This window comes from Bacillus sp. LBG-1-113, from assembly GCF_020708615.1.
In the GTDB taxonomy this organism is placed as follows: Bacteria; Bacillota; Bacilli; order Bacillales; family Bacillaceae; genus Bacillus; species Bacillus mojavensis.
The window spans coordinates 37,442-63,378 of record NZ_JAJFDG010000003.1 but is presented as its reverse complement, the minus strand read 5'-3'; the positions used below and the strand labels follow the sequence as shown (position 1 = coordinate 63,378).

Below are 25,937 nucleotides of genomic sequence, written 5' to 3'. Positions count from 1 at the left end.
TGCACCTCCGTTAACCTTTCAAAAACGATTCTATTCAAACAAATCAAGTTTATCAGTGAAGAAACAGAAAGTCAATTGCAAATCCGAACATTAAATTCTTGTAAATCCTCATTCGTTCGCTTTAATTGATATTAGAAGCGTTTTCTTGAAGCTTTTCCTCGAAAAGCTCATGAAACTTCCATCCTTTAGCAGAGGAAAGAATTACTTGTCTGAAATCCCTTTTGTGTTCATGAACACGATTCGCCAGCCGTCTGGATCCTCTATTGTCACCCCTCCATGACTCCAGTACGGGTTCTCAGGTTCCGCCTCCTGATAGCCCATTCTTTTTAATTTTGCAGTGATGGCTTTGATTTCTTCTTCGTTCGGCACATAAAAGACGAGCAGGCTGTCTGGATGGGGCACGGGCGCTGTACTTTCCCCTTCATGCTGGGTGAACTCCAAGTGGTAATCGGTGTGGGGGAGGCCAAACATGACACCGTCATACCCATTATGCTGATGAAATTCACCAAGTCGTTTTAACCCCAGCCCTTCTTCATAAAACCGAATGATCTGGTCAAGCCGGCCCGTGGGTCTCGCTATCCGAATTTGTGCGGCATGAAATTGTGAAAAACGATTCCTCATTGTTACCCTCTCCTTTTTGCCTCATTTTATTAAACCGCTTTCATTATTACATCCGCTAAGCGGCTGGTTTCTCTTCCGTCTTTTGGATGAAAAAAACCCCAAGAAAAAGCTCTTGGGGTTTACGCACCGGGCGGAACACCTGCGTCGTCAAAACGCCGTTCCAGGTTGACGAATTTATTGTATTCTTTTACGAACGCAAGAGACACGGTTCCTACCGGGCCGTTACGCTGTTTGGCAATAATGATTTCGATAATGTTTTTGTTCTCAGTTTCTTTGTCATAGTAGTCATCACGATAAAGGAACGCAACAATATCTGCATCCTGCTCAATACTTCCTGATTCACGGATATCAGACATCATCGGACGTTTATCCTGACGCTGCTCAACGCCACGCGAAAGCTGAGAAAGGGCGATAACAGGGACTTGAAGCTCTCTGGCGATCGATTTCAGTTCACGGGAAATTTCTGATACTTCCTGCTGACGGTTATCCTTTGAACGTCCGCTTCCCTGGATCAATTGCAGGTAATCGATCAAAATCATGCCAAGACCGCTTTCCTGCTTCAAACGGCGGCATTTGGCACGGATCTCACTGACGCGTATACCTGGTGTGTCATCGATATAAATTCCGCTGTTGGACAGGCTTCCCATTGCCATCGTCAGCTTGCCCCAATCCTCTTCTGTCAGATTTCCTGTACGAAGGTTTTGGGCATTGATATTTCCCTCGGCACAAAGCATACGCATAACGAGCTGCTCAGCGCCCATCTCAAGACTGAAAATGGCTACACTCTCGTCGGTCTTCGTCGCTACGTTTTGCGCGATATTCAGGGCAAAGGCCGTTTTCCCTACTGACGGACGGGCAGCCACAATAATCAAGTCATTGCGCTGGAATCCGGCAGTCATCCGGTCAAGCTCAGAAAACCCTGTTGGAATCCCGGTAATATCACCTTTTCGATTGTGAAGCTGTTCGATGTTGTCATACGTCTGAACAAGGACATCCTTGATATTTTGGAAGGCGCTTGTATTTTTGCGCTGCGCCACTTCCATAATCGTTTTTTCCGCTTCACTGAGTAAATCTTCAACTTCGTCCTCGCGGGTATATCCGTCCTGAGCGATTGTTGTCGCTGTTCTGATTAACCGGCGAAGAATTGATTTTTCCTCAACGATTTTTGCGTAATATTCTATGTTAGCCGCTGTCGGCACCGAGTTTGCGATATCAGTCAGATACGATATGCCTCCCACTTCTTCCAGCAGGTCCGTGTTGGCAAGCTCTGACGTCACCGTAACTAAATCAACCGGTTCACCGCGGTCTCCGAGCACCAGCATCGCATTATAAATTTTTTGGTGGGACATTCTATAGAAATCATCTGGAATCAATACCTCTGAAGCCAGTGTTAAAGCAGACGGCTGTAAAAAAATAGCGCCTAACACGGCTTGTTCGGCTTCTATATTTTGCGGCGGCAGCCGATCATTCAGAAGGTCTGTCATGCTAAGCACCGTCCTCTCATTAAAAAATCTCCAAACTCCATTTTACCATTTATCCAGAAAAAAAATAGAAAAATTCTTTGTTTCCTATTTTTTTCAGTCAGCAGATTGGATAGTTTCGGACAGTGTCAGCCTGGGGAAAAAAACTGATAAAACTTGAGGGAGGAATAAATATGCTGAAAAAATACGCCGTAACACCCAACGTCGATGTGGACGGCTGGTTTATCACAGTGGATAATGTGGCGCCTACAGCTTTATACACCTCTAAAGACGCCGCAATTGAAAAAGCGAAGCAGGTAGCCAAAGAGAACAGTCCGGCAAAGCTTGTGATTTATGACCAGCATAAAAATGTGGAAGAGGAACTCTCTTTCTAACAAACTGAAAGCCTTCGCTGCCGCGGGGCTTTTTTTAACGGGTAAGACACGCTATTCCATCCATTTGAATCCGGTACGCATCATGATATCCGCCGCCTTTTGATACAGCTCCCACTCTTCAAATGAAGCAAATTTCCCCATTAGCTCCTGAAGCTTATGCCGCAAAGCGATATATTCTTCCAATGTGACAGCTCTCTCAGTGTCGATCTGATGCTCATACAGCATTTGTTTTAATAATGATAACGGTTTATTCATGATGAACCCTCCTTATCTCTTTTATAAGGGGCATTTTCGGATTGCACCATTCCTTTGTGATATCTTCTTACGTTTCACATCTGATTCTTGTACAATGGACAAAAGAGAGGAGGGATCTTTGTGAGACCTTTGCAAATTTCTGCTGAAACTGCACAAAAGCTTGCAGAGTCTTTGAATCTGCCGCTTGAACAGATCATGCATATGCCTCAGCATATCCTGCTTGCCAAAATGGCTGAATTGCAGAAAGAGGACAAATCATAACCCGCACTCGCATACTTGCTTACATGTATCGGAATGATATTAAGTATATGTTAGAAAAGAGGAGTAACTGCTTTGCCACATCCACAAAATAAAAAAATCCAATCGTTTTGGCTGATTGCCGGTATTATCTTTATCGCGTTTAACTTAAGACCTGCAATCACTTCAGTTGGGCCGGTCATCAGCTCCATCAGGACAGAGCTGCACATGTCCAATGGGGCAGCCGGTTTTTTGACCGCACTGCCGCTGCTTTCGTTTGCCGTTCTTTCTCCGCTCGCGCCTAAGCTAGGACGTCGTCTCGGAAATGAGCGAACCTTATGGCTTGGTCTCCTGGTACTGTTTATCGGTGTTTTGATTCGCTCTGCCGGCTATACTGCCGCTTTGTTTTTCGGAACGGCACTCATCGGAATCGGAATTGCGATCGGAAACGTACTTTTGCCAAGCTTAATCAAACATAAATACCCTGAAAAGCCAGGGCTCATGATCAGCCTGTATACGACATCAATGAATATATTCGCTGCTTTAGCATCAGGTATCAGCGTACCTTTAGCGGCCCAGTTGGATGGCGGATGGAAACAGGGATTTCTCTTATGGGGAGGCTTGGCATGTCTAGCCTTGCTGATTTGGATACCCCAGCTTCGCCATCGGGATGTGTCCAACCAGACACCGCAGCTTCAAACAAGTCCGATTTGGGCTTCCAAAATGGCATGGTTCGTCACCATCTTCATGGGTCTGCAATCCTTCTTATTTTACAGCAGTATCGCCTGGTTTCCTGAAATACTCCGTTCACACGGAATTGATACGTCAACCGCCGGATGGCTGGTATCACTCATGCAATTTGCGAGTCTGCCTTCCACTTTTCTGACACCAGTTTTAGCTGATCGCGTAAAACATCAGCGCGGGATCGTTGCCGCGCTGACCGCAGTCTATCTGATCGGTCTATGCGGATTATTAACAGGCGGCAGCCATGCTATGCTTGCCATCTGGATGGTGATTATCGGTATCGGACAAGGCTCCAGCATTAGTCTGGCACTTACTCTCATTGGGCTCCGCAGTGAAAATGCGTATCAGGCTGCAGCGCTGTCAGGTATGTCCCAGTCATTTGGCTACCTTCTTGCTGCCATCGGGCCGATCTTTGTCGGGTATCTCTTTGACCAGACACATTCATGGACAATGCCGATTGTGCTACTTATTGCTGCTTTAATTGTCATGGGAACAGCAGGACTCGGGGCAGGACGCGATCGATACGTCCTTCAGACAGAGAGAAAGCGAAATTCAGCATAGAAAATGGGCGGGGAACTTGTCTCCGCCTCTTTTTTATGAAAAAAACTGCAAGACATTCTTTGAATCTTTATGGTTTATTCATAAGTTTTTCATATTTGTTTTTTACAATAAGACATCATAAAGAGGTGAAAAACGATGAGAACCAAACGTTTCGACACAGTCCTTATTTTTATTTTGCTTGCAGCGGCTTTTCTCAACATATATCACATTTGGCAGGATGACGCTGCGAACCAATATTATCTGGCAGCGGTGAAAAGCATGACGCAAAGCTTCCACAATTTCTTCTATGTGTCATTTGACCCTTCCGGATTTGTAACAGTTGATAAACCGCCTGTTGTTTTATGGATTCAAACCCTCTTCGCGCTGATCTTTGGTGTTCATACGTGGAGTGTCATCATTCCTCAGGCTCTCGCCGGGGTTGGTTCGGTAATCCTCCTGTACAGAATGATCAAACCGACTTTCGGCATTGGAGCGGCCCGCACCGCCGCGCTTGTCATGGCGCTGACACCGATCGCAGTCGCCGTCAGCCGGACAAACAACATTGACAGCATGCTTGTCTTTACCTTATTGCTCGGTTCATCATGCCTGCTTCGGGCGGTCAAACAAGGCAAGCTGGTTTGGCTCCTGACGGCATTTGGCCTAATCGGCCTTGCATTTAATATGAAAATGATGCAAGCCTTTATGGTATTGCCTGCATTTATGTTATTCTGCCTGATTGCTTCTCGGGTATCGCTTAAGAAGAAAATAGGATCGCTGCTTCTGTCTCTTATCCTCCTAACCGGTATATCGCTCTCATGGGCGGTTATTGTGGATTCAACCTCCTCCTCCAGCCGGCCTTATATCGGAAGCAGCCAGACAAACTCTGTGTTAGAACTCGCCTTCGGTTATAACGGAACAGAGCGGCTGCTCGGGCAAACCACCGGCCTTGCACGCGGTGATATGAATGCCGCAGGCGGCGGTGGCATGCAGAGTAATGGCACAAGGCAAGCGCCAAATCACAATGAATTTTCTGATGGAACCTCTTCATCTGAGAACGGAAACAGCAAGGCAGATGAAAATCAAAACAGCAACGGTTCCATCAGGGACAATGCACAGGCTCCTCAGCCGCCTTCTGGCCAAATCGGCACTTCCAATGGAAGGGGAGGCGCACCTCCAACAGGCGGACCAAACGGCGGAAATGGAGGACCCGGCGGTGGGGGCGGAAAAAGCATGAACATGTTCGGCACAGGTGATGCAGGACCGCTTCGTCTCTTCCAATCGGCTCTTTCCGGCCAAATCAGCTGGATGCTTCCATTCGCATTGATCGGATTACTTGGTGTAATTGTCAGCTGGTGCCGTGATCGCCGCGGTCAGGCGGCAGAATTGAAAGAAACGATATTCTGGACAGCGTGGCTCGTGCCTGTGGCAGGTTTCTTCAGCATCGCAGGATTCTTCCACCAGTATTACTTAATTATGCTGGCTCCGCCGATTGCCGCCCTTTCCGGTATCGGATGGTATACAATGTATCGCTTATACAAAAACAATAAAGATTGGGCCAGCTACCTGCTGCCGGCAGCCGTTCTGATCACAGCCGCGTTCCAGGTGTATATGCTGAGTGCTTATACAAGCCAAATCGGCAATGTATGGATGTACGTCCTGGGACTCTTGGGACTCGGCAGCACCCTTGTGCTTCTGATGCTTAAACGCAGTCATCCCTTCAGCAAGCAGCTGACCATCATCAGCTTGTGCGTTCTGTTGCTTACACCAATCTACTGGTCAGCAACGCCGCTTCTATACGGAGGCAACAGCGTGCTTCCTGAATCCGGGCCGCAGCTCAAAAGCTCAGCAAACGGCGGGAACATGTTCTCCTCAGAGGTTGATACCGGACTCTTGTCCTATCTGAGAAAGCATAATACCGGCGAAGAGTATCTATTTGCTGCTTTGACAACCGTAACGGCTGCGCCATATATCATCAATACAGATGAATCTGTCATGGCACTCGGCGGCTTCAACGGCACAGATCCGATCCTGACTGTCTCTGATCTGAAAAAACTAGTCAAAGAGGGAAAAGTAAAATACTTCCTTCTGCCAGAAAAGAACTCAGGCAACACTGAACTCGTTTCTTGGATCAAGAAAAACGGCCAAGAAATATCTTCTGACAAGTACAGCAGTTCCTCGAGCAGCACAAGCAGCCAGCAAAGCATGAAAGGTGGACCTGGCGGAGAAAGCCAGCAAACCCTTTATCTCGTAGAATAAAAAAAAGAGGCTTGGATCAACCCAAGCCTCTTTTCTATTAAGCTTCTTCTTTCACATGTACCTTTAACACAGCCTGCACCTCAGGATGCAATTTCACAGGAACGTTTGTATAACCTAACGCACGAATGCCGTCCGGCAGTTCCAGCTTCCGCTTATCCACTTTAATGTTATGGTCTTTTTGAAGCTGTTCAGTAATTTGCTTACTTGTGACAGAGCCGAATAAACGGCCGCCTTCACCTGATTTCGCGCTGAGCTCAACAGTCAGTTTTTCTAATGTCTCTTTTAAGCTCTTTGCCTGTTCAAGCTCTGCGATGGCTTCTTTTTTCTCTTTTTGCTTTTGACCGTTTAGTACACTGATGTTTGACGCGTTCGCTTCAACCGCGAGGCCTTTTTTAATCAGAAAGTTATGCGCATAACCATCTGCTACGTTTTTCACTTCGCCTTTTTTTCCTTTTCCTTTTACATCTTGTAAGAAAATAACCTTCATCTTTGTACGCCTCCCTCAAAATACTCATCTATGGCGCCCTTCAGCCGCTCCAGTGCTTCTGTTACTGAAATGCCGGATAACTGAGTCGCCGCATTTGTTAAATGTCCTCCGCCTTCCAGCGCCTCCATGATGATCTGAACATTCACATCGCCAAGAGACCGCGCACTGATACAAACAGTTTGTTCATCACGTCTTGCTACCGCAAATGAAGCCTCAACCTCGCTCATCGACAGCAGAGAATCCGCAGCCTGCGCAATCAGCACTTGATCGAAATATTCATCCTCATTCTCAGGCAGTGATGCAATCGCGATGTTCTCTTTATAGAGGGCCGTATGCTGGATTAGCTTCGCTCGTTTAATATAGGAATCAACGGTTTCTTTGAGGAACTTCTGCACAAGCACCGTATCGGCGCCTTTTGCTCTTAAATATGAAGCCGCATCAAAGGTCCGCGAGCCAGTGCGGAGTGAAAAGCTCTTTGTATCCACTATTATACCAGCTAATAGGGCCGTTGCTTCAATCATATTGATTTTTAAGCGCTTCGGCTGATACTCAAGCAGCTCTGTCACCAATTCCGCTGTTGATGAAGCGTACGGCTCCATATAGACGAGCAGCGGGTCTCTGATAAATTCTTCGCCTCTGCGGTGATGGTCGATGACCACAATATGCTCAATTTTGTTTACCAGCCGTTCTTCTATAACAAGCGACGGCTTATGTGTATCCACGATGACAAGCAGCGTGTCGTCATTGGCAATTTCCATTGCTTCTTCAGGCGTGATGAACCTTGACCACAGCTCTTCATATTTTTTAATTTCCTCAATCAAGCGCTGCACACTTGAACCGATTTGATTCGGATCAATCACAATAAATCCATCTTTGTTATTTGCCTGTGACACCTTTAATATCCCGATCGCCGCACCGATAGAATCCATGTCGGGAAATTTGTGTCCCATGATAATCACATTGCTGCTTTCAGAAACAATTTCCTTTAAAGCATGAGAAATCACGCGGGCGCGCACCCTTGTTCGCTTCTCCATCGGGTTCGTTTTACCGCCGTAAAACTTTACTTTTCCGTTTGGCAGCTTAATGGCTACCTGGTCTCCGCCGCGGCCCAGTGCTAAGTCCAGACTGGATTGCGCCAAATCGCCAAGCTCCTTCAGCGATGAGACCGAAGCTCCGACACCGACGCTTAAGGTCAGCGCAACGCCGTCAAATGAGGTTTTTTCCCGTACCTCATCCAGAATCGAAAACTTGGAATTTTCAAGTTCGGTTAAAATGTTCTCATTAAGCACAGCGATAAAACGTTCTGACGATGTCCTTTTTAGGAATATTCCATACTCCTGCGCCCAAGCGTTGAGCAACGAGGTCACTTGGCTGTTCATCGTGCTTCTCGTCTGGTCGTCTAATCCTTGCGTCACATCATCGTAGTTATCAAGGAAAATATAGGCCAGCACAGTTCTTTCATTTTCATATTGCTTTTCAATCTGTATCTGTTCCGTCACATCGAAGAAATAAAGCAGACGCTCATCCCGTTTGATGACAACTTTAAATTTTCGGTCATTCAATGTAACCGTTTCCGATTCTACCTCTTGTTTGATGAGCGGCACAACGGATTCACAAGTATCATAAAGTGATCTCCCCACTAATGTACTTTCATTAAAGCAAGAAGAGAGAAACGGATTTGCCCATTCTATATAGTATTGATCATTAAAAAGCATGATGCCGATCGGCATTTCCATCAATGCCTCTTCCCCGACTTTTTTCAACCTGTAGGATAACGTAGAAATATAAGCGTCAATCTCTTTTCGAATAAGAGAATCCGCGCGTTTTATAAAAAACAGTATAACTGCCAGCAGCAACACTTCAACGGTTCCTATGATCCAGTTAAAATAAAAGCTGATGAGGATTGTAATGATTGACAAAGCAATCAATGCATAGATGGGATACCGAAACAACGGTTTTTCATAAAAGCTTGGCATTTCTATCACTCCCCACCATGTGAGTAAAACTCATTTTCACTTCACCTTATTCCTTATGTTAAAGCCCATGTCTATAACGCCTAAAATGCGAATGGCTGCCATAAAAATCGGTTGCAGCAGACCAAGAATGACTGCAATGACGGCCACTGCCTTTGGATATTTTTTCTTATGGCAATAGAAAAAGATAAATGATAAACCTTGGATAAAAATAAGAAACCCGAGTATAAACTCCCCATTTAAAGCGATAGAGTACAGCATTTGGCCTTTTTCTAAAGGCAGAAATGAAAGCATGACAATCAACAAATACAGTACTACAACACTTTGCGGAAACTTCAACTCTCTAAAAGGCTTTAGACTAGGAATATCGGGGGAGAATCGCCTTAAGAGCGGCTTAGCGATAAGGTAACTGAGGAAAGAAAAAATGGCTCCTACCATCACGATAGCTGTTGGAAAAAGATATTGAACCGTACTCAATTGTTCTTCCATCAGTTTCATTTGTTTCTCAAGTTCTTCAGCATTACCCGATTGTTTCAAAACGGATTCAACGATATCGAGTGATTGCCGATATTGTGTCATTGCTTCATCAATGATATTGATACCCAAAAACTGAATGCTTATCACAAAATAGAACACGATACAAAGCATATAAATAAGGGCACCCGAAATAATAGCATGGCCGGGTTCTCTTTTTTTGAAAAAATGCCCCATGGCTATGCCCGCACAAGCTGACATAAAAGCTACAATCAGTCCGTTAAAGGACCCGACAATAAAGACAACAGGAAGACTGACAGCGCCCATCCATAATCCTAATTTCAATCCGTGTCTGATCGTATAAAGGATCATAGGCAGCGGCAGTGCAAATAACAGAATGGTTCCAATCAATGGAACATAAACGACCAGCAGTGTGATGATCGCAAACAAACTGATTAAAATAGCACCTTCCATTAATGCTCTTGTTTGTTTCACTTAGTCACCTCGTATCATACTGAACATACGAATAGAAAAGAGCAGCATAAACGACTGCTCTTTTTTTCATCGCCGCAACATGTTTTGCACCAATGTTTTCATATCATCTCTAAAATTACTTTTATATTTTAACATAAGTCCAAATCGCAAGTAAAATGACGCCAATGTTTCATGTGAAACATTGCAAACGAAAAGACATTCTTTAAAAGAATGCCCATCACTTCTTATTCTTTATCATCCATAAAACCAGAAGATTCTTTGTTTTTCTTCTTCGTTTTTCTGACATATACAAATATTAAAATCACAAGTAAAAGGGTTGTTGCTTGCAGAACGCCGCTGCTAAACAAGAAAAAGTTCTTTATCATGTCCCACATCGTGTTTCACCTCTTTTTGGATGTTCTCAACCCGTATCCTATATAAGGTGGATTCCCTTTTTAAAAACTTCAAAACATCATGAACAACATTGAACGTTGGGCATATGCTGATACAGAATCTGATTGATAAAGGAGATTTGTTACATGGATGAACGCAGAACGTTGGCTTGGCATGAAACATTAGAGATGCACGAGCTGGTTGCTTTTCAGTCAAACGGGCTCATTAAACTGAAGAAAATGATTAGAGAAGTTAGAGACCCTCAGCTCAGACAGCTTTATAGCGTTTCCATTCAGGCCGTTGAGCAGAATTTAAGAGAGCTTCTCCCATTCTTCCCTCAGGCGCCGATGCCTCGCGATGATGAAGAAGAAGAGCGTGCGGATAACCCATTTTTCAGCGGTGACCTGCTCGGCTTTGCCAAAACATCTGTCCGCAACTATGCCATCGCAATTACAGAAACAGCAACACCTCAATTAAGAACCGTACTTGTCAAACAGCTGAACGCTGCCATTAAGTTGCATGCGCAAGTTTATCAATACATGTATCAGCATGGATACTACCCATCTTACAACCTTTCTGACCTGTTAAAAAATGACGTCAGAAACGCCAATAAAGCCATTTCAATGAAATAAAAGAAGCAGCAAAGGCTCTCCCTTTGCTGCTACTTCTGCTGTTCTTTTAATAAACTGTTTGAACGACGCGCCTCCAGTGCTTCTCGGTTGGCGTCGCCCCATTCTTTCATTTGCAATACAATCGGCTCAAGCGTTCGCCCGAATTCTGTCAGAGAATATTCAACCTTGGGCGGCACCTGGTGATAAACTTCGCGATGAACAATGCCATCCGCTTCAAGCTCTCGAAGCTGCAGGGTCAGCATTCTTTGGGTAATACTCGGGCATATTTTGCGAAACTCATTAAACCGTTTCTTGCCATCTATCATGTGATAAAAAAGGATTCCTTTCCACTTTCCGCCAATGACATCTAGTGTAAATTCAACCGGACAGCCTTCTTTGTTCGGATAAATATTATTTTTCCGGCTCATGTTCGACCCTCCAATAGTACCTTTTTTGATACTACAGATCATTTTGCAACTGACCTACCCAGCATTTTACACACCTTTCCTCTTTCACTCAAAAAAAATGCTTTATATTCACATCAATTTTTAAGGGTTTGCATGATTACACCCGCAGCAAGACGTGTTAAACTATAAAAAGAATGTTTACACTACTTAAAAAAGGATAAGGAGTTATCATGGAAAAAATACTTATTTTCGGACACCAAAATCCAGACACAGATACGATCTGCTCTGCTATTGCTTACGCTGATTTAAAAAACAAACTCGGTTTCAACGCTGAGCCTGTCAGACTTGGACAAGTCAACGGCGAAACACAATATGCACTTGATTACTTCAAACAAGAAAGCCCTCGTCTTGTAGAAACAGCTGCAAACGAAGTGAACGGCGTTATCCTTGTTGACCACAACGAACGCCAGCAAAGCATCAAGGATATTGAAGACGTTCAGGTTCTGGAAGTCATCGACCACCACAGAATCGCAAACTTCGAAACAGCTGAGCCGCTTTACTATCGTGCTGAGCCTGTCGGCTGTACTGCTACAATCTTAAACAAAATGTACAAAGAAAATAACGTAACAATCGAGAAAGAAATTGCCGGCCTTATGCTGTCTGCTATCATTTCTGACTCTCTGTTATTCAAATCTCCAACTTGCACGGACCAAGACGTAGCGGCAGCAAAAGAACTTGCTGAAATCGCTGGCGTAGATGCTGAAGAATACGGCTTAAACATGCTGAAAGCAGGCGCTGACCTAAGCAAAAAAACAGTTGAAGAGCTGATTTCTCTTGATGCAAAAGAATTCACACTCGGCAGCAAAAAAGTCGAAATCGCACAAGTCAACACAGTGGATATCGAAGATGTGAGAAAACGCCAAGCTGAGTTAGAAGCAGTGATTTCTAAAGTTGTGGCTGAGAAGAACCTTGATCTGTTCCTTCTTGTCATCACAGACATCTTAGAAAACGATTCACTTGCACTTGCAATCGGTAACGAAGCGGACAAAGTGGAAAAAGCATTCAACGTCACATTAGAAAACAACACAGCCCTTCTTAAAGGCGTTGTTTCTCGTAAAAAACAAGTCGTTCCTGTGTTAACAGACGCGATTGCAGAATAATAAAAAAGCATCCCGCTCCCGGGATGCTTTTTCTTATTCGCCAAGCTTTTCAATTTGCCCCATCACATCAGTAATTTGCTTAGCGTTTTGGACCAATTCGGATTGCTCCAATTCCTCAAGCGATACCTTTCCTTCTTCCACTTGCTGCAAGACGTCTTCCGCACTTTTTTGCAATGTGTCGTTATGCTCCTGTAGGGTGCTGTGAAGCTCCGCTGCGGCATCAGGCGGTGTTAATTCATTAAAATCAGCTGCTGCCTTTTGAATAGACTCAAGCTGTGTCTCTAGTTTTTCTTTTGCCTCAGTGTCATTTACAGCTTCCTCAGCCAATGCAGGCGCTTCCTCTGCAAACGTCTTCACCTTTTCCGCATAAGCTGACGCTTCATTTGTATAATCCAGCCCGTCATTCACCTGATCCAGTATTCCGCATCCGCCTGCCCCTAAAAGACCCACGCCGGCCAAAACCGTCAGAACCATTTTCTTCATTGTTTGCCCCCTTATCGTTTCTTCTTCATTTTTTCTTTCAAGATCGGGATCAATTTCTCTTTCGCTAATGGCAGCCCCTTCTTCACCAATTCACGTTTCAGCCATTTCTTCAGCTTAGACATAGTGAATCTCCTCTCCCTTTTTTGATAAAAATGAAAAAACTCCACCGATTTGGTGAAGTTCAGAAACAAAAAGACCTTCACCAAATCAGATTTGGCAAAGGTCTCGCTAACAATCAAATTGCCAGCAAAGCCGAGGACACCTGGTCCCGTAATGACGACTTTACTGTGAAAGCTACTCCCCTTTGGAGTGTTCATTTTTATTACTTTCATTCTAAAGCAATAGGCTTTTCCAGTCAAATTCCTGCTGTTCGTTTACATAAAAGATAGGTGTGGTATTTAAAATTTGAATGGTATTTACATCCGGAGATCATGCTATAACAGAGGAGGTTTTCATCATGAGTCAAGAGCGCGTGAAACGGCCCGGGCATACCAGGTGGTACATATCTTCGTTACTGAGCGGCATTATCATTCTTAATTATTTTGATCGAGTGGCCATTTCTGTAGCTGCCCCGGCGATACAAGATTCGTTTCACCTCACAGCAACTGAACTCGGCATTGTGTTTTCGATTTACACCTATTCGTATACACTGATGCAGCTGCCCGTCGGAAGTTTATTGGACAGGTTTGGCGTGGCTTGGGTCACTAGAATCGGAATGACGGTTTGGAGCTTTTTAACGATCATTCTCGCTTTTTTACAAGGAAAACTGCTCTTATATGTGTTCCGATTTCTCATTGGGCTGACGAGCGCATCGGCGTTCCCCGCCGCTTCCAAAGCAACCGCTCTATGGTTTCCCCCAAGCGAACGGGGTCTGGCGAACTCGCTGTTTGATTCAGCCGCCAAATTTTCAAACGTGATCGGTGCGCCGCTGGTCGCCTTTCTCGTCACAACATTTGATTGGCGGGTCGCCTTTTTAACAATCGGATGCATCAATGTGCTGTTTACCATCTTTTTCTGGCAATACTATGAGCAGCCCGAACGGCACAAACGCATTTCCAAAAGCGAATTAAACTATATTCAGAAACACAATACAATCACAACAGAACAAATCCCTTACAAAACGGGTCCGCTTTTAAAAAAGCTTTTCACTAATCGTAAAGTATGGGGCTTAATGATCGGATTTACGGGGTACGGCTATACATTCAACCTGCTGCTTACATGGCTTCCGACTTTCTTTAAGCATACATACGGAATGGATCTCATGTCATCCGGTTTATTCACCGCCGTGCCGTGGCTGATCTCTACCATTTCCGGCATTGTGGTCGGCGGCTGGCTCGTCGATTATCTTATCAAGAAAGGCTATTCCAACACCAAGGTGTATCGAACCGTAATTATTGTAGGGATGAGCTTCGGCTTTTTCTTTTTAGGCTCCATTCTGACCAATAATATCACCGTTGCGATTATCTGCATTTCAATCGGCCTCGCCGGCGTTTCTGCAACGGCTCCGGTCGGCTGGTCCATTTCCGCAGAACTGGCCCCGATTGGCTCCGTTTCCATGCTGAGTTCCATGGTAAACCTGGCAAATAACCTATTCGGAGGCATAATTGCCGCTTCACTCACGGGGTATTTGTTTGATGTGACAGGTTCCTTTACGCTCAGCTTTCTGGTTGCCGGTTTTGTATTGCTGCTCGGACTGATTTTTTACGTGTTTGTGCTAGGGGATGTGAAAAGGATTAAGTTGGAGTAAAGAGTGCTTGTGTGAAAGCACTCTTTTTTTGATCAGAAAAAAGACGGCTATCTCAGGGGGCTATATCGCATTCTCTCCGGGTTAAAATAACATCATTTTTATCCATGACTCCAACCAAAGGTAAGGCCTCATAGTGATAGAGGAAGGAGGAATTGGATTATGAAATTAACAGTAAAAGAACTGTCCCACATTGCAAACGTGACAATCAAAACGCTTTATCACTACCATAAAATCGGCTTGCTGGTCCTTAAAGAAATAAGCGAAGCCGGGTATCGGTACTATGGTGCCGACGAATTAAAAAGAGTGCAGGAAATCCTTTTTTATAAAGAATTAGATGTTCCTTTGTCAGAAATAAAAAAGTTATTAGATGAGGATGCTGACAGAACTGGCACATTAGAAAAGCAAAAAAAGCTGTTTGAAAAGAAAATTAAAAAGTATCAGGGCTTCGTTCAAACGGTCAATACGTCTTTAAAATACACAAGAAAAGGTGAGAACATGGATCATAAGGTAATGTTTAAAGGATTTGAAACCGCTGATAAATGGAAACAATCTTTAGCGGAACAAAATGACCATTTAAAGGAGCATTACGATTTTGAAGTAGATACCCATGCAATCAATGTAGATGAAATGAACAAAATGGCGATAGAGGCAAAACACTTTCTTGATGGAATGGCTGATTTTTTAAGAAGCGGCGTGACGTATCATGACCCTGCCGTGCAAGAGCATGTCATGAATCATATTACGTTCCTGAATCAAAACGGACATCCCACAAGCAAAGAAGATTACGTAAAACAAACGCGATTTTTTATGCAGGATGATTTTCATCGAGGAATGTTAGAAGAGCAGCAAACCGGTTTATCTTATTATCTGACCGTCGTTGCAGAACACCTGTAGCGTGAGTCTTTGCCACTAACGCATTCTCTCTGCTCAAATTGCGGCACCGCCAACAATCGATACATTCTGCCGGTCAACGCCAAAATTCTGCCCGTTCCATTTCAATACGGTTTGAACATATCCCAATGAGTCGGCGTTATACCTTCCGGCGATCCGCTGATACGCCAGCAGTTCGTATGCGCCGTCTCTGTTGAAATCAACCGGATACAAGCCTGACAAAGGATTCACCCAGCCTTCTATCGGCGCTTTTAAAACACCCTGATTCGTATAAATTTCATTCAAATAGTCTCTGCCTTTGTAAGTAAGATCCAAAATATATTGTTCATGCTGGCGTTGACTGACCACGCTCGCTTTATATTGATTTTGATAGCTCACTCTGTACTTGAATTCATCATTAAAAGAATCCGAATTGAAAATCTGCCTGAACTGCCTGTTCATATAGGCAAACACATACGCATATATAGAGCCTCCGCTTCCCCCGGTATCGGTTACAACAGCCACATCTTCCGTTTTATTGCCTGTCACATCAGCCAGAAAAAGTGACGGATTGTATCCGATATTGTTATGAAGCTGGACTTGCCGTTCCTGATGTGTTTTGCCGTCACGTATCACCAAAGTGATATTTCTCCATAGCGGACTGCCTGACGTTTGATTGCCAGTAAGGAAGACTTCGTCAGCGACTCCATCTCCCGTCACATCCCCCCGCGCCGCAGTAATAACGGCGCGCGTGAAACCGGGCTGCCTATATACAAATGGATACTGGTAAAGCGTCGATTCTCCGCCATGATAAACCCAATAAGGTGCCATTCCGCTGTTGTATGGATTCAATTGAATTCACCCTTTCCTATTCACCTTCATGAATCATTATATGCAGGAAAAGTACACAGCAGATCACATGCAGCCCGTCTTTGTTTCAGAATGTCTAAGCACTATAAATTAAATTAAATCCGTACCATATGAATTATCAATTGCACAAAGCCACTCACCTTGCATATTCTTCTTAAACACATAGGTCGCCCTTCTTTCCATCGCATACTCGGAATTCTTCTTACCCGAATCAAGCAGCGTTTGAGAAAGGACCAGAGCAGTGTCGCCTGCTTCCAAGATGACCATTTCCCCTTGCGTTGGGACAAGATGATGATTGAAATAATTTGCGATCGCGATAAACGCTTTTTTGATTTCTTCTTTACCGCGTGCGATCATGCCAGGCTTCACAACTAAAATGGCATCCTCTGTATAGTAATTCATCAGTGTATCAAAATCTTCGTTCCGGATTGCCACATCACAAGCAGAAATGATCTCTTTTATTTGCTGTTCCAAAAGGCTCCCTCCCCATATCATGGTTGGATATATTATACATTGTTTGAGGGGTTGATAATGAAAAAACAAAATGAAAAGTATACCTGTTTGCTATATAATGCAAATAGCACGAACAAAACCTATATTTTACAAAGTTCCCGAGTGAAGGGGTGAACGATATTGTCTGTGGAATTCACATTTCATGACAATAGTTAGCATGAGATAAGCGCGGATTGCCAACATTGTTTTGGCCTGTGCTGTGTTGCCTTGCCTTATGGCCGATTTCGCTTTTGATAAAGATGGCGGAACGCCTTGCCGCAACTTACAATCAAACTACCAATGTGCCATACATGAAGCTCTTAGAGAAAAAGGATTTCGAGGCTGATCAGCTTATGAATGCTTTGGCGCCGGTCAAAAGGTATCCCAAATTACTTATGGGGGAAAGGATTTTTCCAATTATGCAGCAGCTGCATGAGATGCTTTGGTATTTACATGAAGCTCTTTCTATAGAGGCAGCCAAGCCGATACATCGTGAACTGCGTGCTTGTTTCGAAAAGACGGACAAACTCACCAGTCTCAGCGCGGAAGACCTGCTGAACTTACATGTGTCTGAGCATAGAGCTGAGGTTAATGAATGGCTGTTAAAAACGAGCGAGCTGGTGCGTGCCCAAGCCCGCAATCAAAAACTCCCGAAAAAAATTAGCCGTGGAAGCGCCCTGATCAGCGCGAAACTGAAAGGGCTTGATCTAAGAGGAGCAAACTTCAGAGGAGCACTGCTCATAGCTGCCGACCTGAGACATTCTGATCTGAGAAGGACAGATTTTATCGGCGCTGATCTCAGAGATGCTGATTTAAGCGGAGCTGATCTGACAGGAAGCATTTTTCTAACGCAGGCACAAGTGAACGCTGCAAAAGGCAATCCCCGCACAAAGCTTCCGCCTGCTTTAAAGATCCCGGCCCATTGGAACAACAGCCAATAAGAAAAGGACCCGCCAGAGGTCCTTTTTTGTTGCTATCATTTCAATCCTTTATCCCCTATTGACATGGAGTTAACTCCATGGTTTAGGCTGTAGAAGCAGAAAGGATTGAATGACATGGTAAAAATGATTAGTGCTATTCTTTTAGTTACGTTTATATGGGGATACTTATGGGTGCCTACTAAAATCGGGCTTCACTATATTTCACCATTCTATTTCACAGCTTTGCGTCTTTTTGTAGGAACCATTCCTTTATTTATCTTTCAAATTGTACGCAAAAAAGACTGGCTGCCTGCCAAGGGAGATTGGAAGAAGCTTATCATCATGAGCTTGTTTATGTGTTTGGGTTATTACGGGTTATCGACTTATGGTATGCAGTATGTGAATTCCGGCTTATCATCTGTACTCGTCTATACAATGCCCATCATCATCAGTGTTTTGGCCCATTTCTTTCTAAATGAGAGACTGACCCTAAACAAAAGTATTGGATTGTGCGTCGGATTCATTGGATTGCTGCTGATCATCGGGCCTCAAATCTTGAATTTAAAGTGGGACAGTACGATGTTTGGAGAAATCGTGATTATTTTAGCCGCCTTTTTCTGGGCATGCGCAAACCTTTACAGCAAAAAAACATTTTCTAACTATGACACAATAAAGATGACCTCCTGGCAAATGCTAATAGGCGGTATCTTTCTTTTGATTATCTCTCTAAGTAATGAACCCATCGCCAGTACACATTGGACAGCGCCTTTAATATGGGCATTGCTGTACAACGGAATCATGGGCTCTGCCATCGCTTTTGTCCTTTGGTTTTGGATTTTAAGCAAAATTGATGCTTCCATTGCTTCCATTGCCCTTATGGCCGTACCGATATTAGGCCTGTTCTTCGGCTGGGCCCAGTTACACGAGCAATTGACAGCGAATGTTTTCTATGGCGCTGTATTTGTTTGTTTAGGTATTTTCTTCGCTTCAGTTAAAATCAAATTAAGAACACAAAAACAAAGAAACGTTTAAATCAAAAAACTTCCACCTTGTCATCCATGAAAAGGTGGAAGTTTTGGAAATGAGGCTGTTATGTATACGATTGGACAAGTATCCAAATTAACTGGTTTTACAATAGATACCCTAAGATATTATGAAAAAATCGGTTTGCTGCCTGCACCAAGCAGAAACGAAAAAGGAATACGCGTTTATTTTCAAAAAGATATCGAAACGATCACGCTTATTAAATGCTTAAGAAAAACTGGACTATCAATAGAGGAAATGACAGAATTTATGCAAGCCAGAGGTTTGGCCCTTGCCCATAAAACGCCTATAAGTGAAGAATACCTATCTTCAGTTCGGAAAAAGATAGGCATTCTTTCAAAGCATGTCATCGAACTAGAAAACAAACGCCGGGAAATTGAGCAAGTCATATCTTTAACGAAAAATAAAATCAATTCATATCAGGACATGTTAAATCAGTCATAGCGAGCTGCCCGATACCTTTTCACTCCTTGCCAGAAATACCGACAGCACGAAAGCAAACAGCATCATGAACGTTATCATTCCGACGACACCCAGCCATTGAAAAGCAGACCAAAACACGCCGCCGACTGTTCCGCAGATACTTGAACCTGCGTAATAAAAGAACAAATAAAGCGATGAGGCCTGCGCTTTGTTGTGCAGGGCCCTCCGTCCAACCCAGCTGCTGGCGACTGAATGCCCTCCAAAGAATCCAAAGGTAAAAAGGGCAATCCCGAAAATTTTTACTGCTAATACGCTGTTTAACGTTAATAATGCACCTGCAGTAACGATAAAAATATTCATCATCAGTATTTTATGATACCCGTATTGATCGACCATTCTTCCAATAAAAGACGAACTGAAAATTCCGACAATCATCACAATAAATATCCAGCTGACAATCGTTCTGTTAAAGGAATACGGCGGTGCTAACAGCACATACGCAATGTAGTTGAACAATGCAACATTGCTTCCGAGGAGCAAAAAACCAATGAGGAACAAACTTAACAGTTTCCGGTCCTTCAAATGGCTGATTAAAGACATTCCCAACTGCCCGATCTCAAGTTTTCTTGGCGTAAAATGGGTCGATTGAGGCAATTTCATAAAAAATATCATACTTGCTATCAAACTAATCACACCAATTGACCCGATCGCTATATGCCAAGTAAAGTACTCACTCAAGAGCCCTGAAACAATCCTTCCAAAAACGGCGCCAATCGCATTTCCGCTGATATACAGCCCCATCGCCGACCCAAGGCTTCCAGGTTCAATTTCTTCTCCAAGATAAGCCATCGCAATCGATGGGAGACCAGCGAGCGCAATCCCTTGAATGGTTCTCAATACGAGCAGCGTATGAAAATTCGGGCTGAAGGCCGATGCCAGACAGAGAACGGATGCGGCCAGCATGGATACAGCCATAATCGGCTTACGTCCCCATACCTCTGACAACGAACCGAAAACAAGCATGCTGACAGCTAAGAGCATCGTTGTAACAGATAAAGAGAGACTCGCTGTTGTAGGTGTCACATGAAATTCCCGCGTGAACTCCTCCATGAGCGGCTGTACACAATACAGAATGGCAAATGTATTAAAACCTGCGGCAAAGAAAGCAAACGTAATTTTCCGAAAAACCGGTGTGCCTTTTTGAATGTATGTCATGGGGACTTCATTTGCCCCTCACCATTTTGTTGAATACTGCACTCCATAAACATCCATCCTTTATTTTTTGCGATTTCAAACATCCTCGAGTCTGTTTATACATTTATCTTAGCACTGTGGATATATGTTGTATAATGCATAATAAATATCCATTTCATGCTTATATGTAATATGCGAGGTGATGACGATTGGAATGGGAACAACTTGAATATTTTCAAACACTGGCCCGGATGCAGCACGTCACGAAGGCGGCACATAGCCTGTCGATCACACAGCCTGCGCTTTCACGCTCAATCGCCAGACTCGAAAACCATGTAGGCGTCCCGCTATTCGACAGGCAAGGACGTTCGATTAAACTAAACAAATACGGAGAAATATTTTTAAGACGCGTCCATGCCATGATGAAGGAATATACCGAAGGGAAAGAAGAAATCCAGGCTTTGTTGCAGCCTGACCAAGGTGAAGTGTCTCTCGGTTTTTTACATACATTAGGAACTACGCTGGTTCCCGATTTAATCGGCAGCTTTCAGCAGAAATATCCCGACATTACCTTCCAGCTGAAGCAAAACCATTCATATTGGCTGCTTGAACGATTAAAATCCGGAGATCTGGATCTCTGTCTCCTTGCCTCCATCAAACCTGAAAAGCTGATCCGATGGATACAATTATGGAGCGAAGAACTGTTTGTATTTGTGCCAAACAACCATCCGTTATCTCATCGCAAAAGCATTTCACTGACTGAAGTTGCGGATGAGCGTTTCATTTTATTGAAAAAAGGATATGCGCTGCGCATAACGGTTGATGACTTGTTTGAGAAAGCGGACATTCAACCGAACATTATGTTTGAGGGTGAAGAAGCAGCCACCGCAGCAGGTTTTGTGGCAGCCGGTCTTGGCATATCCATTCTGCCCGATCTGAAAGGGTTAGACCAAAGCAAAATCACAAAAATTCGTGTCAGCTGGCCGGAATGTCAGCGCGTCATAGGAATCGCCTGGATAGAAGGCAGATTTTTATCCCCGGTGGCAGAGACCTTTAAACAGTATGTCATCAGCCATTTTTCTGATAAAGAGGAGGATCAATCATGAATGTGAAGAGAATAACGACAGAACATGATTTACATACAGCGTTTGCCATCAGAAAGACAGTATTTGTTGAGGAACAAGGCTGTCCAGTTTCCGACGAGTTCGATGAGTTCGATACACTCCATGGAGATTGCCAGCATATTCTGGTTTACCATGAACATCAGCCGGTTGGCACAGCGCGTGTGCGTATCGTTGATCACGCGGGGAAACTGGAAAGAATCTGTATTCTGAAGCCCTATCGCAAATTCGGATTGGGGAAAGTGATTGTCGATGAGTTAGAGCGTATTGTGAAAGAAAAAAGTATTGATACATGTAAACTTTACGGTCAGACACAGGCAGCAGGCTTTTATGAAAAACTCGGCTATCAGACAGCATCAGAGGAATTTATATTGGATGGCATTCCGCATGTGCTGATGACAAAAGAAGACGATTCCGGCCAATAAATTGTTCACAAATTTGTCAATTATGAGCATGTGTGATTCATTGGTATACTTATCACCGATTATGGAGAGAAGGATTGATTGTATGCCAGCAAATAAAAAAGAAGGCCTTATCTTCGGCGTGATGATGTGCTTTGGGATGGTCTGCGTCATGTCGATTTACAATGCAGTGATCAACGGAGCCATTCGTGATTTTTCATGGGTTACAGCTTTTGAGATGATCATTGGATTTATTGTAGCGTTACTGTTAGATTTACTGTTAGTCGGACCGCTCGCAAGAAAAATGACATTCAAAATGCCATTCGACAAGTCTAAGAAATTATATGTCGTCCTTGCCATGTCGACTTGTATGGTGGTTGGTATGGTATTTTGTATGTCTGTTTTCGGATTAATCACGGCAGCTTTATCGAATGGACTTAACGAGAACAGCCTATTCAGCGCTTACCTTATGATCGTTCTGAAAAACTTTATCTTAGCCTACCCTTTGCAATTATTAATAATGGGTCCTTTAGTCCGGGGCATTTTCGTAAAGTTTGTAAAACCCAAGGTTTCAGCCGCAGTTTGATGGATGACTAATATGAAAAGGAGTGAGCGTACCAACTCCTCCTTTTCCAACATGCTGTCTATTCACCGGACATACCAGCGAGAGACTTCTGTTCAGATTCACGAAACGAATGTAAAACAAGTTCAGCAAAAGCCTCTGCCGCCGGCAATGGCCATTTTTTTATTGTTTGAGCCCTTCACCGATAAAATTTTCTATTCAAATCTTAGATACTCAATTTAAAGTATTTCTCAAATGCAGCTTTTCCGCTTTGTGTAACCTTAATAGCTCTAGTTTTAGGCATACGCACAATCCATTGCTGTTCTAGCATCCTGTCTAATAATGCATGTCCCAAAGCGCCTGCTAAATGATGCTGCCGCTCGCTCCAATCTAAACAGCAAAGCGCAAAAGCTCTCCTCTTATTTCTTTGTTTTTCTTCGTCGACTCCAAAATCCTTTAAAAACAAAGAGCCTTCTGAAGTCACCTCATATTGTAAATCCGCTTTTCGTAAGAAGCCTTGCTCGACTAATGAATGTGTCACTTGCACACCGATATAACCGGCCAGATGATCATAACAGGTACGGGCAAAGTGTAAATCACTTTTTTCTTTTGAATCATTTAAAGACTTCACTTTTGAATCAGGCGAAATACTAAGCAATTGTTCGATCACTTTTGCGGCATCGGCGCTAGCCAATTTATAATACCTATGTCTTCCATGCTTCTCTACACTGATGAGCTGTGCTTCAAGTAATTTATGCAGGTGAAAGCTGGCAGTTTGAGGCTTGATTTTAGCGAAATATGCAAGCTCTCCAGCAGGGTGTATTCTTCCATCCATAAGGCTCAAAAGAATAGAAGAACGCGTGGGGTCAGATAGTAACGAAGCAACCTTTGCAATATTAGGATTCATCATTCTCCTCCTTACATTCATATTTCGATGATAGTTGAAATGTTAAACCTTTACAATATAAATAAATAATGATTAGGGGGCATTAAGTGTTGAACAGTGAAAAACAAGACACTCTTCATTTTAAAGAAATCAAACCAAACATTATGTACTATGGCACGTCAACATTCCTTCTTTCCACTTTGAATGAAGATGGAACCACCAATATTAGTCCGATGTCTTCCTCATGGGCGCTTGGAAACTATATTGTTCTGGGAGTAGGACTAGGAGGAAAAGCTATTGAAAATATAAAGAGACACAAGGAATGTGTCATTAACTTGCCCAGCCCCGATTTATGGAAAAACGTTGAAAGAATTTCGTCTTTTAGCGGGAAAAAGAATATCCCGCCTTTGAAAAAACAGCTCGGGTTTACTTACAAAAAAGAGAAATACGAAGCGGCAGGGTTAACACCTTTACCATCAATGACAGTAGCACCAACAAGAATTAAAGAATGCCCTATCCAAATAGAAGCAGAAGTGAAACATATTCGGATACCAGATTACGAACCATCATTTGCGATTGTGGAAACACAAGCATTACATTTCCATGCCGAGGAAAAGATCATATTGAACGACAATCACATTGACCCTTCAAAATGGAGTCCGCTTATTTATAATTTCAGACACTATTTTGGTTTAGGAAAAGAAATAGGAAAAACCTTTCGTTCGGAAACATGACTCAAAATAAACCTTGTTTCAATGGAAACCGTTAGTAACAGCTTAAAAATAAAAACGGAGATATTGAAAATGAGAACTATAAATACAAGATTTAAACGTTTATTGAGATTAAGAGATTTAGAATTCTTTCAAATAGAATTAAACGATGATGAGAGATGTGCTTTTTTATTATACGTTGATGAAAGATTGCCAGATTCTGAAGAAGGTAACAATATTAATGTTTATTTGATTTCTCACTTTGAGCTACCTGATTCATCATATCAAGATGTGCTTAGTCTTAATGATGATCTATTGGGTATGAAACATAATTGTTCATATGCAATGGACACTTTAACTGTTACAGAGGAATTTGATTTCGATTTCCCATTTGATATGCTCGCTATACGTGAATATGTTCAAGAGTTATTGTTCACCTTAAAAATTGACAAAGAACTCCCTGAATGTAAAGAAACGGATTTCAATTATTTATCTCAAGAATAGTAAAGGTTACGTTAAATGAGAAATACCGTGTAAGTTTGGTTTTGATTTGTCTTTTTCTGGATAGTTGTTTGTCGGGTGATAGTTTCAAATTTTAATGGTTCTGAGCCTAATAACAACTTTTCTCATTGTTGCAATTTAGATAAGATCTACCACTTATTCGAATACTAGATAACATTTTCAGTGAAAGACTATCTTGATATCGTACATTTAGCATGTGCTTACCATTAAATTTGGATATATTGTAGAAAGTGTTGATTGATTTGAACAGAGAAACATTAAAATTTATACTGATTTTATTTACAGTTTATGCTACCATCCAGGTTACAAATGAAATTGACTTTACTAACTATTGGTTTCTAAATAGACTTATTCAGTTTTTAATTTGTATAGTTGTTTTTTTGGTCATTACTTTAATGGTTCCCGAAAAAAAGAAAAAGTGAATTTCGTTTTAAAAAAGAGCTCTCATTGAGCTCTTTTTTAAAAATAACACGCTAACCTTTCCACATGCAGTCAATTTACTTTACTACATCCCATAGTTAAGTGAGATAAGCTATTATTGTTTCTATAGTTTCATTAAAATTTAAAGAGCTTTCGAAGTATTGAAGATTATATTTTTGGCATTCCTCTTTTATTCGAATACTATCTGTTTTTATCCTCTCTAATTCTGATTTGATCTGAAAATGATCTAGATTTCTCAATCCGTCATTTTCTGTCATACTGGAGTGAAATTTCATTTTATCTATGTTATTTTCTATGTTTATTTCTGCTATTCCTATAAAACAGGTCTTAACATTCCCTAAATAGTATTGCTCAAACTGTGAAACGTGACTAGGGATTAATTGTACACCTTCTATTATGTAATCTATTTTGTTCTCAACCATAGCCGTCATCAAAGGATTAATTATTTTCCAGAGTCGTTGTCCATTTTTAAAATCACCATCAGTCGGATTAATGTCCATTTCTGGTACTCCATTCGCAATTCCCATCATTAAGTAGTCTAACGAGAAATAAGGAATTTTTGTTTCTGCTAACATTCTCTTTGCTGTAGTTGTCTTCCCACTCCTCGAAGAACCACCAATTAGATATAACATACTTCATCTCTCCTAATGAAAATAACTTCAAAAAGCGACCTCTGAGATAACCTGTATTTAATGCCAAGTTCGTATAGCTACACATTTATCCTTACGCTCATATCGTACTACATTACATTTAAAGAAGAATAG

29 protein-coding genes and 1 pseudogene are annotated in these 25,937 nt (G+C 42.7%); 16 read left to right on the top strand and 14 right to left on the bottom strand.

Features of this window, described 5'->3' with window-relative positions:
* Window positions 1-201: 201 nt before the first annotated feature.
* Both LJF29_RS09960 and dnaB read right to left on the bottom strand, forming a co-directional pair.
* Complete coding sequence (locus tag LJF29_RS09960) at window positions 202-621, bottom strand: VOC family protein (protein WP_229148245.1); 420 nt, start codon at window positions 619-621, stop codon at window positions 202-204.
* 119 nt (window positions 622-740) lie between these two features.
* On the bottom strand, window positions 741-2,105 hold the full coding sequence (dnaB, locus tag LJF29_RS09955) for a replicative DNA helicase (RefSeq protein ID WP_010332602.1): 1,365 nt from the start codon (window positions 2,103-2,105) through the stop codon (window positions 741-743).
* A 170-nt stretch (window positions 2,106-2,275) separates the two neighbouring features.
* On the opposite strand from dnaB, the gene LJF29_RS09950 reads away from it, so the two are divergent.
* Entirely contained in the window at window positions 2,276-2,476 is a 201-nt protein-coding gene (locus LJF29_RS09950) for a DUF2188 domain-containing protein (protein WP_010332604.1), read from the top strand.
* Between the two features lie 51 nt (window positions 2,477-2,527).
* Here LJF29_RS09950 and LJF29_RS09945 read toward each other — a convergent pair whose 3' ends face one another.
* Window positions 2,528-2,731 (bottom strand): hypothetical protein, encoded by a 204-nt coding sequence (locus LJF29_RS09945; RefSeq protein WP_010332605.1) that lies wholly within the window; start codon window positions 2,729-2,731, stop codon window positions 2,528-2,530.
* 120 nt (window positions 2,732-2,851) lie between these two features.
* On the opposite strand from LJF29_RS09945, the gene LJF29_RS09940 reads away from it, so the two are divergent.
* The 3 genes from LJF29_RS09940 (at window position 2,852) to LJF29_RS09930 (ending at window position 6,508) form a co-directional block, all read left to right on the top strand.
* Window positions 2,852-2,992 (top strand): YycC family protein, encoded by a 141-nt coding sequence (locus LJF29_RS09940; RefSeq protein WP_003242786.1) that lies wholly within the window; start codon window positions 2,852-2,854, stop codon window positions 2,990-2,992.
* Between the two features lie 72 nt (window positions 2,993-3,064).
* On the top strand, window positions 3,065-4,273 hold the full coding sequence (locus tag LJF29_RS09935; RefSeq protein WP_229148244.1) for a CynX/NimT family MFS transporter: 1,209 nt from the start codon (window positions 3,065-3,067) through the stop codon (window positions 4,271-4,273).
* A 135-nt stretch (window positions 4,274-4,408) separates the two neighbouring features.
* Window positions 4,409-6,508 (top strand): ArnT family glycosyltransferase, encoded by a 2,100-nt coding sequence (locus LJF29_RS09930; protein WP_229148243.1) that lies wholly within the window; start codon window positions 4,409-4,411, stop codon window positions 6,506-6,508.
* A gap of 37 nt (window positions 6,509-6,545) precedes the next feature.
* On the opposite strand, the gene rplI is transcribed toward LJF29_RS09930, so the two are convergent.
* The 4 genes from rplI to LJF29_RS09910 form a co-directional block, all read right to left on the bottom strand.
* Window positions 6,546-6,995, bottom strand: coding sequence for a 50S ribosomal protein L9 (rplI, locus tag LJF29_RS09925; RefSeq protein WP_010332608.1), 450 nt, complete (start codon window positions 6,993-6,995; stop codon window positions 6,546-6,548).
* Window positions 6,992-8,971, bottom strand: a complete 1,980-nt coding sequence (gene gdpP, locus LJF29_RS09920; RefSeq protein ID WP_010332609.1) for a cyclic-di-AMP phosphodiesterase GdpP — start codon at window positions 8,969-8,971, stop codon at window positions 6,992-6,994. The genes rplI and gdpP overlap by 4 nt, the downstream gene beginning before the upstream one ends.
* Window positions 8,972-9,007: 36 nt before the next feature.
* Window positions 9,008-9,937 carry a YybS family protein gene (locus LJF29_RS09915; protein ID WP_010332610.1) on the bottom strand — a complete coding sequence of 310 codons (930 nt, stop codon included), beginning with the start codon at window positions 9,935-9,937 and terminating at the stop codon, window positions 9,008-9,010.
* Between the two features lie 224 nt (window positions 9,938-10,161).
* Window positions 10,162-10,311: a hypothetical protein gene (locus tag LJF29_RS09910; RefSeq protein ID WP_010332611.1), complete on the bottom strand. Its 150-nt coding sequence runs from the start codon at window positions 10,309-10,311 to the stop codon at window positions 10,162-10,164.
* A 144-nt stretch (window positions 10,312-10,455) separates the two neighbouring features.
* On the opposite strand from LJF29_RS09910, the gene LJF29_RS09905 reads away from it, so the two are divergent.
* On the top strand, window positions 10,456-10,941 hold the full coding sequence (locus tag LJF29_RS09905) for a spore coat protein (protein ID WP_010332612.1): 486 nt from the start codon (window positions 10,456-10,458) through the stop codon (window positions 10,939-10,941).
* A gap of 29 nt (window positions 10,942-10,970) precedes the next feature.
* Here the strand turns inward: LJF29_RS09905 and LJF29_RS09900 are convergent, their stop codons facing one another.
* Window positions 10,971-11,348 (bottom strand): winged helix-turn-helix transcriptional regulator, encoded by a 378-nt coding sequence (locus LJF29_RS09900; protein WP_010332613.1) that lies wholly within the window; start codon window positions 11,346-11,348, stop codon window positions 10,971-10,973.
* A gap of 209 nt (window positions 11,349-11,557) precedes the next feature.
* Between LJF29_RS09900 and LJF29_RS09895 the strand changes: the two genes are divergently transcribed.
* Window positions 11,558-12,487 carry a manganese-dependent inorganic pyrophosphatase gene (locus LJF29_RS09895; protein WP_010332614.1) on the top strand — a complete coding sequence of 310 codons (930 nt, stop codon included), beginning with the start codon at window positions 11,558-11,560 and terminating at the stop codon, window positions 12,485-12,487.
* A 33-nt stretch (window positions 12,488-12,520) separates the two neighbouring features.
* Here the strand turns inward: LJF29_RS09895 and LJF29_RS09890 are convergent, their stop codons facing one another.
* The gene (locus tag LJF29_RS09890) at window positions 12,521-12,970 is read right to left on the bottom strand and encodes a DUF6376 family protein (RefSeq protein ID WP_229148241.1); all 450 of its coding nucleotides are present in this window, start codon (window positions 12,968-12,970) and stop codon (window positions 12,521-12,523) included.
* 436 nt (window positions 12,971-13,406) lie between these two features.
* Here LJF29_RS09890 and LJF29_RS09885 point away from each other — a divergent pair, with 436 nt between their 5' ends.
* Window positions 13,407-14,717: an MFS transporter gene (locus LJF29_RS09885; RefSeq protein ID WP_168749532.1), complete on the top strand. Its 1,311-nt coding sequence runs from the start codon at window positions 13,407-13,409 to the stop codon at window positions 14,715-14,717.
* Window positions 14,718-14,876: 159 nt separating this feature from the next.
* On the top strand, window positions 14,877-15,611 hold the full coding sequence (locus tag LJF29_RS09880) for a MerR family transcriptional regulator (protein WP_229148240.1): 735 nt from the start codon (window positions 14,877-14,879) through the stop codon (window positions 15,609-15,611).
* 33 nt (window positions 15,612-15,644) lie between these two features.
* Here the strand turns inward: LJF29_RS09880 and LJF29_RS09875 are convergent, their stop codons facing one another.
* Together LJF29_RS09875 and LJF29_RS09870 are read right to left on the bottom strand one after the other, a co-directional pair.
* Entirely contained in the window at window positions 15,645-16,418 is a 774-nt protein-coding gene (locus tag LJF29_RS09875; RefSeq protein WP_420709698.1) for a hypothetical protein, read from the bottom strand.
* Window positions 16,419-16,547: 129 nt separating this feature from the next.
* Entirely contained in the window at window positions 16,548-16,931 is a 384-nt protein-coding gene (locus LJF29_RS09870) for a YybH family protein (RefSeq protein WP_229148237.1), read from the bottom strand.
* 201 nt (window positions 16,932-17,132) lie between these two features.
* Here LJF29_RS09870 and LJF29_RS09865 point away from each other — a divergent pair.
* From LJF29_RS09865 to LJF29_RS09855, 3 genes and pseudogenes are all read left to right on the top strand, one after another.
* Window positions 17,133-17,890 (top strand): annotated as a pseudogene (locus tag LJF29_RS09865) (pentapeptide repeat-containing protein).
* 114 nt (window positions 17,891-18,004) lie between these two features.
* Window positions 18,005-18,901: a DMT family transporter gene (locus LJF29_RS09860; RefSeq protein WP_229148235.1), complete on the top strand. Its 897-nt coding sequence runs from the start codon at window positions 18,005-18,007 to the stop codon at window positions 18,899-18,901.
* Window positions 18,902-18,961: 60 nt separating this feature from the next.
* Complete coding sequence (locus LJF29_RS09855; RefSeq protein WP_229148234.1) at window positions 18,962-19,357, top strand: MerR family transcriptional regulator; 396 nt, start codon at window positions 18,962-18,964, stop codon at window positions 19,355-19,357.
* On the opposite strand, the gene LJF29_RS09850 is transcribed toward LJF29_RS09855, so the two are convergent.
* Window positions 19,352-20,551, bottom strand: coding sequence for an MFS transporter (locus LJF29_RS09850; protein ID WP_229148232.1), 1,200 nt, complete (start codon window positions 20,549-20,551; stop codon window positions 19,352-19,354). The genes LJF29_RS09855 and LJF29_RS09850 overlap by 6 nt on opposite strands.
* 188 nt (window positions 20,552-20,739) lie before the next feature.
* Here LJF29_RS09850 and LJF29_RS09845 point away from each other — a divergent pair, with 188 nt between their 5' ends.
* The 3 genes from LJF29_RS09845 to LJF29_RS09835 all read left to right on the top strand — a co-directional run bounded on the left by LJF29_RS09845 (window position 20,740) and on the right by LJF29_RS09835 (window position 22,638).
* Window positions 20,740-21,636, top strand: a complete 897-nt coding sequence (locus tag LJF29_RS09845; protein ID WP_229148231.1) for a LysR family transcriptional regulator — start codon at window positions 20,740-20,742, stop codon at window positions 21,634-21,636.
* Window positions 21,633-22,076 (top strand): GNAT family N-acetyltransferase, encoded by a 444-nt coding sequence (locus LJF29_RS09840; RefSeq protein ID WP_229148230.1) that lies wholly within the window; start codon window positions 21,633-21,635, stop codon window positions 22,074-22,076. Before LJF29_RS09845 ends, LJF29_RS09840 begins: the two co-directional genes overlap by 4 nt.
* An 82-nt stretch (window positions 22,077-22,158) precedes the next feature.
* Window positions 22,159-22,638, top strand: a complete 480-nt coding sequence (locus tag LJF29_RS09835) for a DUF2798 domain-containing protein (RefSeq protein ID WP_229148228.1) — start codon at window positions 22,159-22,161, stop codon at window positions 22,636-22,638.
* 202 nt (window positions 22,639-22,840) lie between these two features.
* Here the strand turns inward: LJF29_RS09835 and LJF29_RS09830 are convergent, their stop codons facing one another.
* Complete coding sequence (locus tag LJF29_RS09830) at window positions 22,841-23,521, bottom strand: ArsR/SmtB family transcription factor (protein WP_229148224.1); 681 nt, start codon at window positions 23,519-23,521, stop codon at window positions 22,841-22,843.
* Between the two features lie 89 nt (window positions 23,522-23,610).
* Here LJF29_RS09830 and LJF29_RS09825 point away from each other — a divergent pair, with 89 nt between their 5' ends.
* Window positions 23,611-24,234, top strand: coding sequence for a flavin reductase family protein (locus LJF29_RS09825; RefSeq protein ID WP_044160235.1), 624 nt, complete (start codon window positions 23,611-23,613; stop codon window positions 24,232-24,234).
* A 132-nt stretch (window positions 24,235-24,366) separates the two neighbouring features.
* Entirely contained in the window at window positions 24,367-24,714 is a 348-nt protein-coding gene (locus LJF29_RS09820) for a hypothetical protein (protein ID WP_229148687.1), read from the top strand.
* A gap of 536 nt (window positions 24,715-25,250) precedes the next feature.
* On the opposite strand, the gene LJF29_RS09815 is transcribed toward LJF29_RS09820, so the two are convergent.
* Window positions 25,251-25,805 (bottom strand): hypothetical protein, encoded by a 555-nt coding sequence (locus tag LJF29_RS09815; RefSeq protein WP_010332631.1) that lies wholly within the window; start codon window positions 25,803-25,805, stop codon window positions 25,251-25,253.
* Window positions 25,806-25,937 lie beyond the last annotated feature (132 nt).

Coding starts and splice junctions, on each gene's coding strand:
- LJF29_RS09905 (WP_010332612.1), top strand. CDS start 10,456: ATGGATGAACGCAGAACGTTGGCTTGGCATGAAACATTAGAGATGCAC.
- dnaB (WP_010332602.1), bottom strand. CDS start 2,105: ATGACAGACCTTCTGAATGATCGGCTGCCGCCGCAAAATATAGAAGCC.
- LJF29_RS09930 (WP_229148243.1), top strand. CDS start 4,409: ATGAGAACCAAACGTTTCGACACAGTCCTTATTTTTATTTTGCTTGCA.
- LJF29_RS09840 (WP_229148230.1), top strand. CDS start 21,633: ATGAATGTGAAGAGAATAACGACAGAACATGATTTACATACAGCGTTT.
- LJF29_RS09860 (WP_229148235.1), top strand. CDS start 18,005: ATGGTAAAAATGATTAGTGCTATTCTTTTAGTTACGTTTATATGGGGA.
- LJF29_RS09815 (WP_010332631.1), bottom strand. CDS start 25,805: ATGTTATATCTAATTGGTGGTTCTTCGAGGAGTGGGAAGACAACTACA.
- LJF29_RS09830 (WP_229148224.1), bottom strand. CDS start 23,521: ATGAATCCTAATATTGCAAAGGTTGCTTCGTTACTATCTGACCCCACG.
- LJF29_RS09875 (WP_420709698.1), bottom strand. CDS start 16,418: ATGGCACCTTATTGGGTTTATCATGGCGGAGAATCGACGCTTTACCAG.
- LJF29_RS09910 (WP_010332611.1), bottom strand. CDS start 10,311: ATGTGGGACATGATAAAGAACTTTTTCTTGTTTAGCAGCGGCGTTCTG.
- LJF29_RS09880 (WP_229148240.1), top strand. CDS start 14,877: ATGAAATTAACAGTAAAAGAACTGTCCCACATTGCAAACGTGACAATC.
- LJF29_RS09950 (WP_010332604.1), top strand. CDS start 2,276: ATGCTGAAAAAATACGCCGTAACACCCAACGTCGATGTGGACGGCTGG.
- LJF29_RS09900 (WP_010332613.1), bottom strand. CDS start 11,348: ATGAGCCGGAAAAATAATATTTATCCGAACAAAGAAGGCTGTCCGGTT.
- LJF29_RS09890 (WP_229148241.1), bottom strand. CDS start 12,970: ATGAAGAAAATGGTTCTGACGGTTTTGGCCGGCGTGGGTCTTTTAGGG.
- gdpP (WP_010332609.1), bottom strand. CDS start 8,971: ATGCCAAGCTTTTATGAAAAACCGTTGTTTCGGTATCCCATCTATGCA.
- rplI (WP_010332608.1), bottom strand. CDS start 6,995: ATGAAGGTTATTTTCTTACAAGATGTAAAAGGAAAAGGAAAAAAAGGC.
- LJF29_RS09835 (WP_229148228.1), top strand. CDS start 22,159: ATGCCAGCAAATAAAAAAGAAGGCCTTATCTTCGGCGTGATGATGTGC.
- LJF29_RS09850 (WP_229148232.1), bottom strand. CDS start 20,551: ATGACATACATTCAAAAAGGCACACCGGTTTTTCGGAAAATTACGTTT.
- LJF29_RS09960 (WP_229148245.1), bottom strand. CDS start 621: ATGAGGAATCGTTTTTCACAATTTCATGCCGCACAAATTCGGATAGCG.
- LJF29_RS09945 (WP_010332605.1), bottom strand. CDS start 2,731: ATGAATAAACCGTTATCATTATTAAAACAAATGCTGTATGAGCATCAG.
- LJF29_RS09895 (WP_010332614.1), top strand. CDS start 11,558: ATGGAAAAAATACTTATTTTCGGACACCAAAATCCAGACACAGATACG.
- LJF29_RS09855 (WP_229148234.1), top strand. CDS start 18,962: ATGTATACGATTGGACAAGTATCCAAATTAACTGGTTTTACAATAGAT.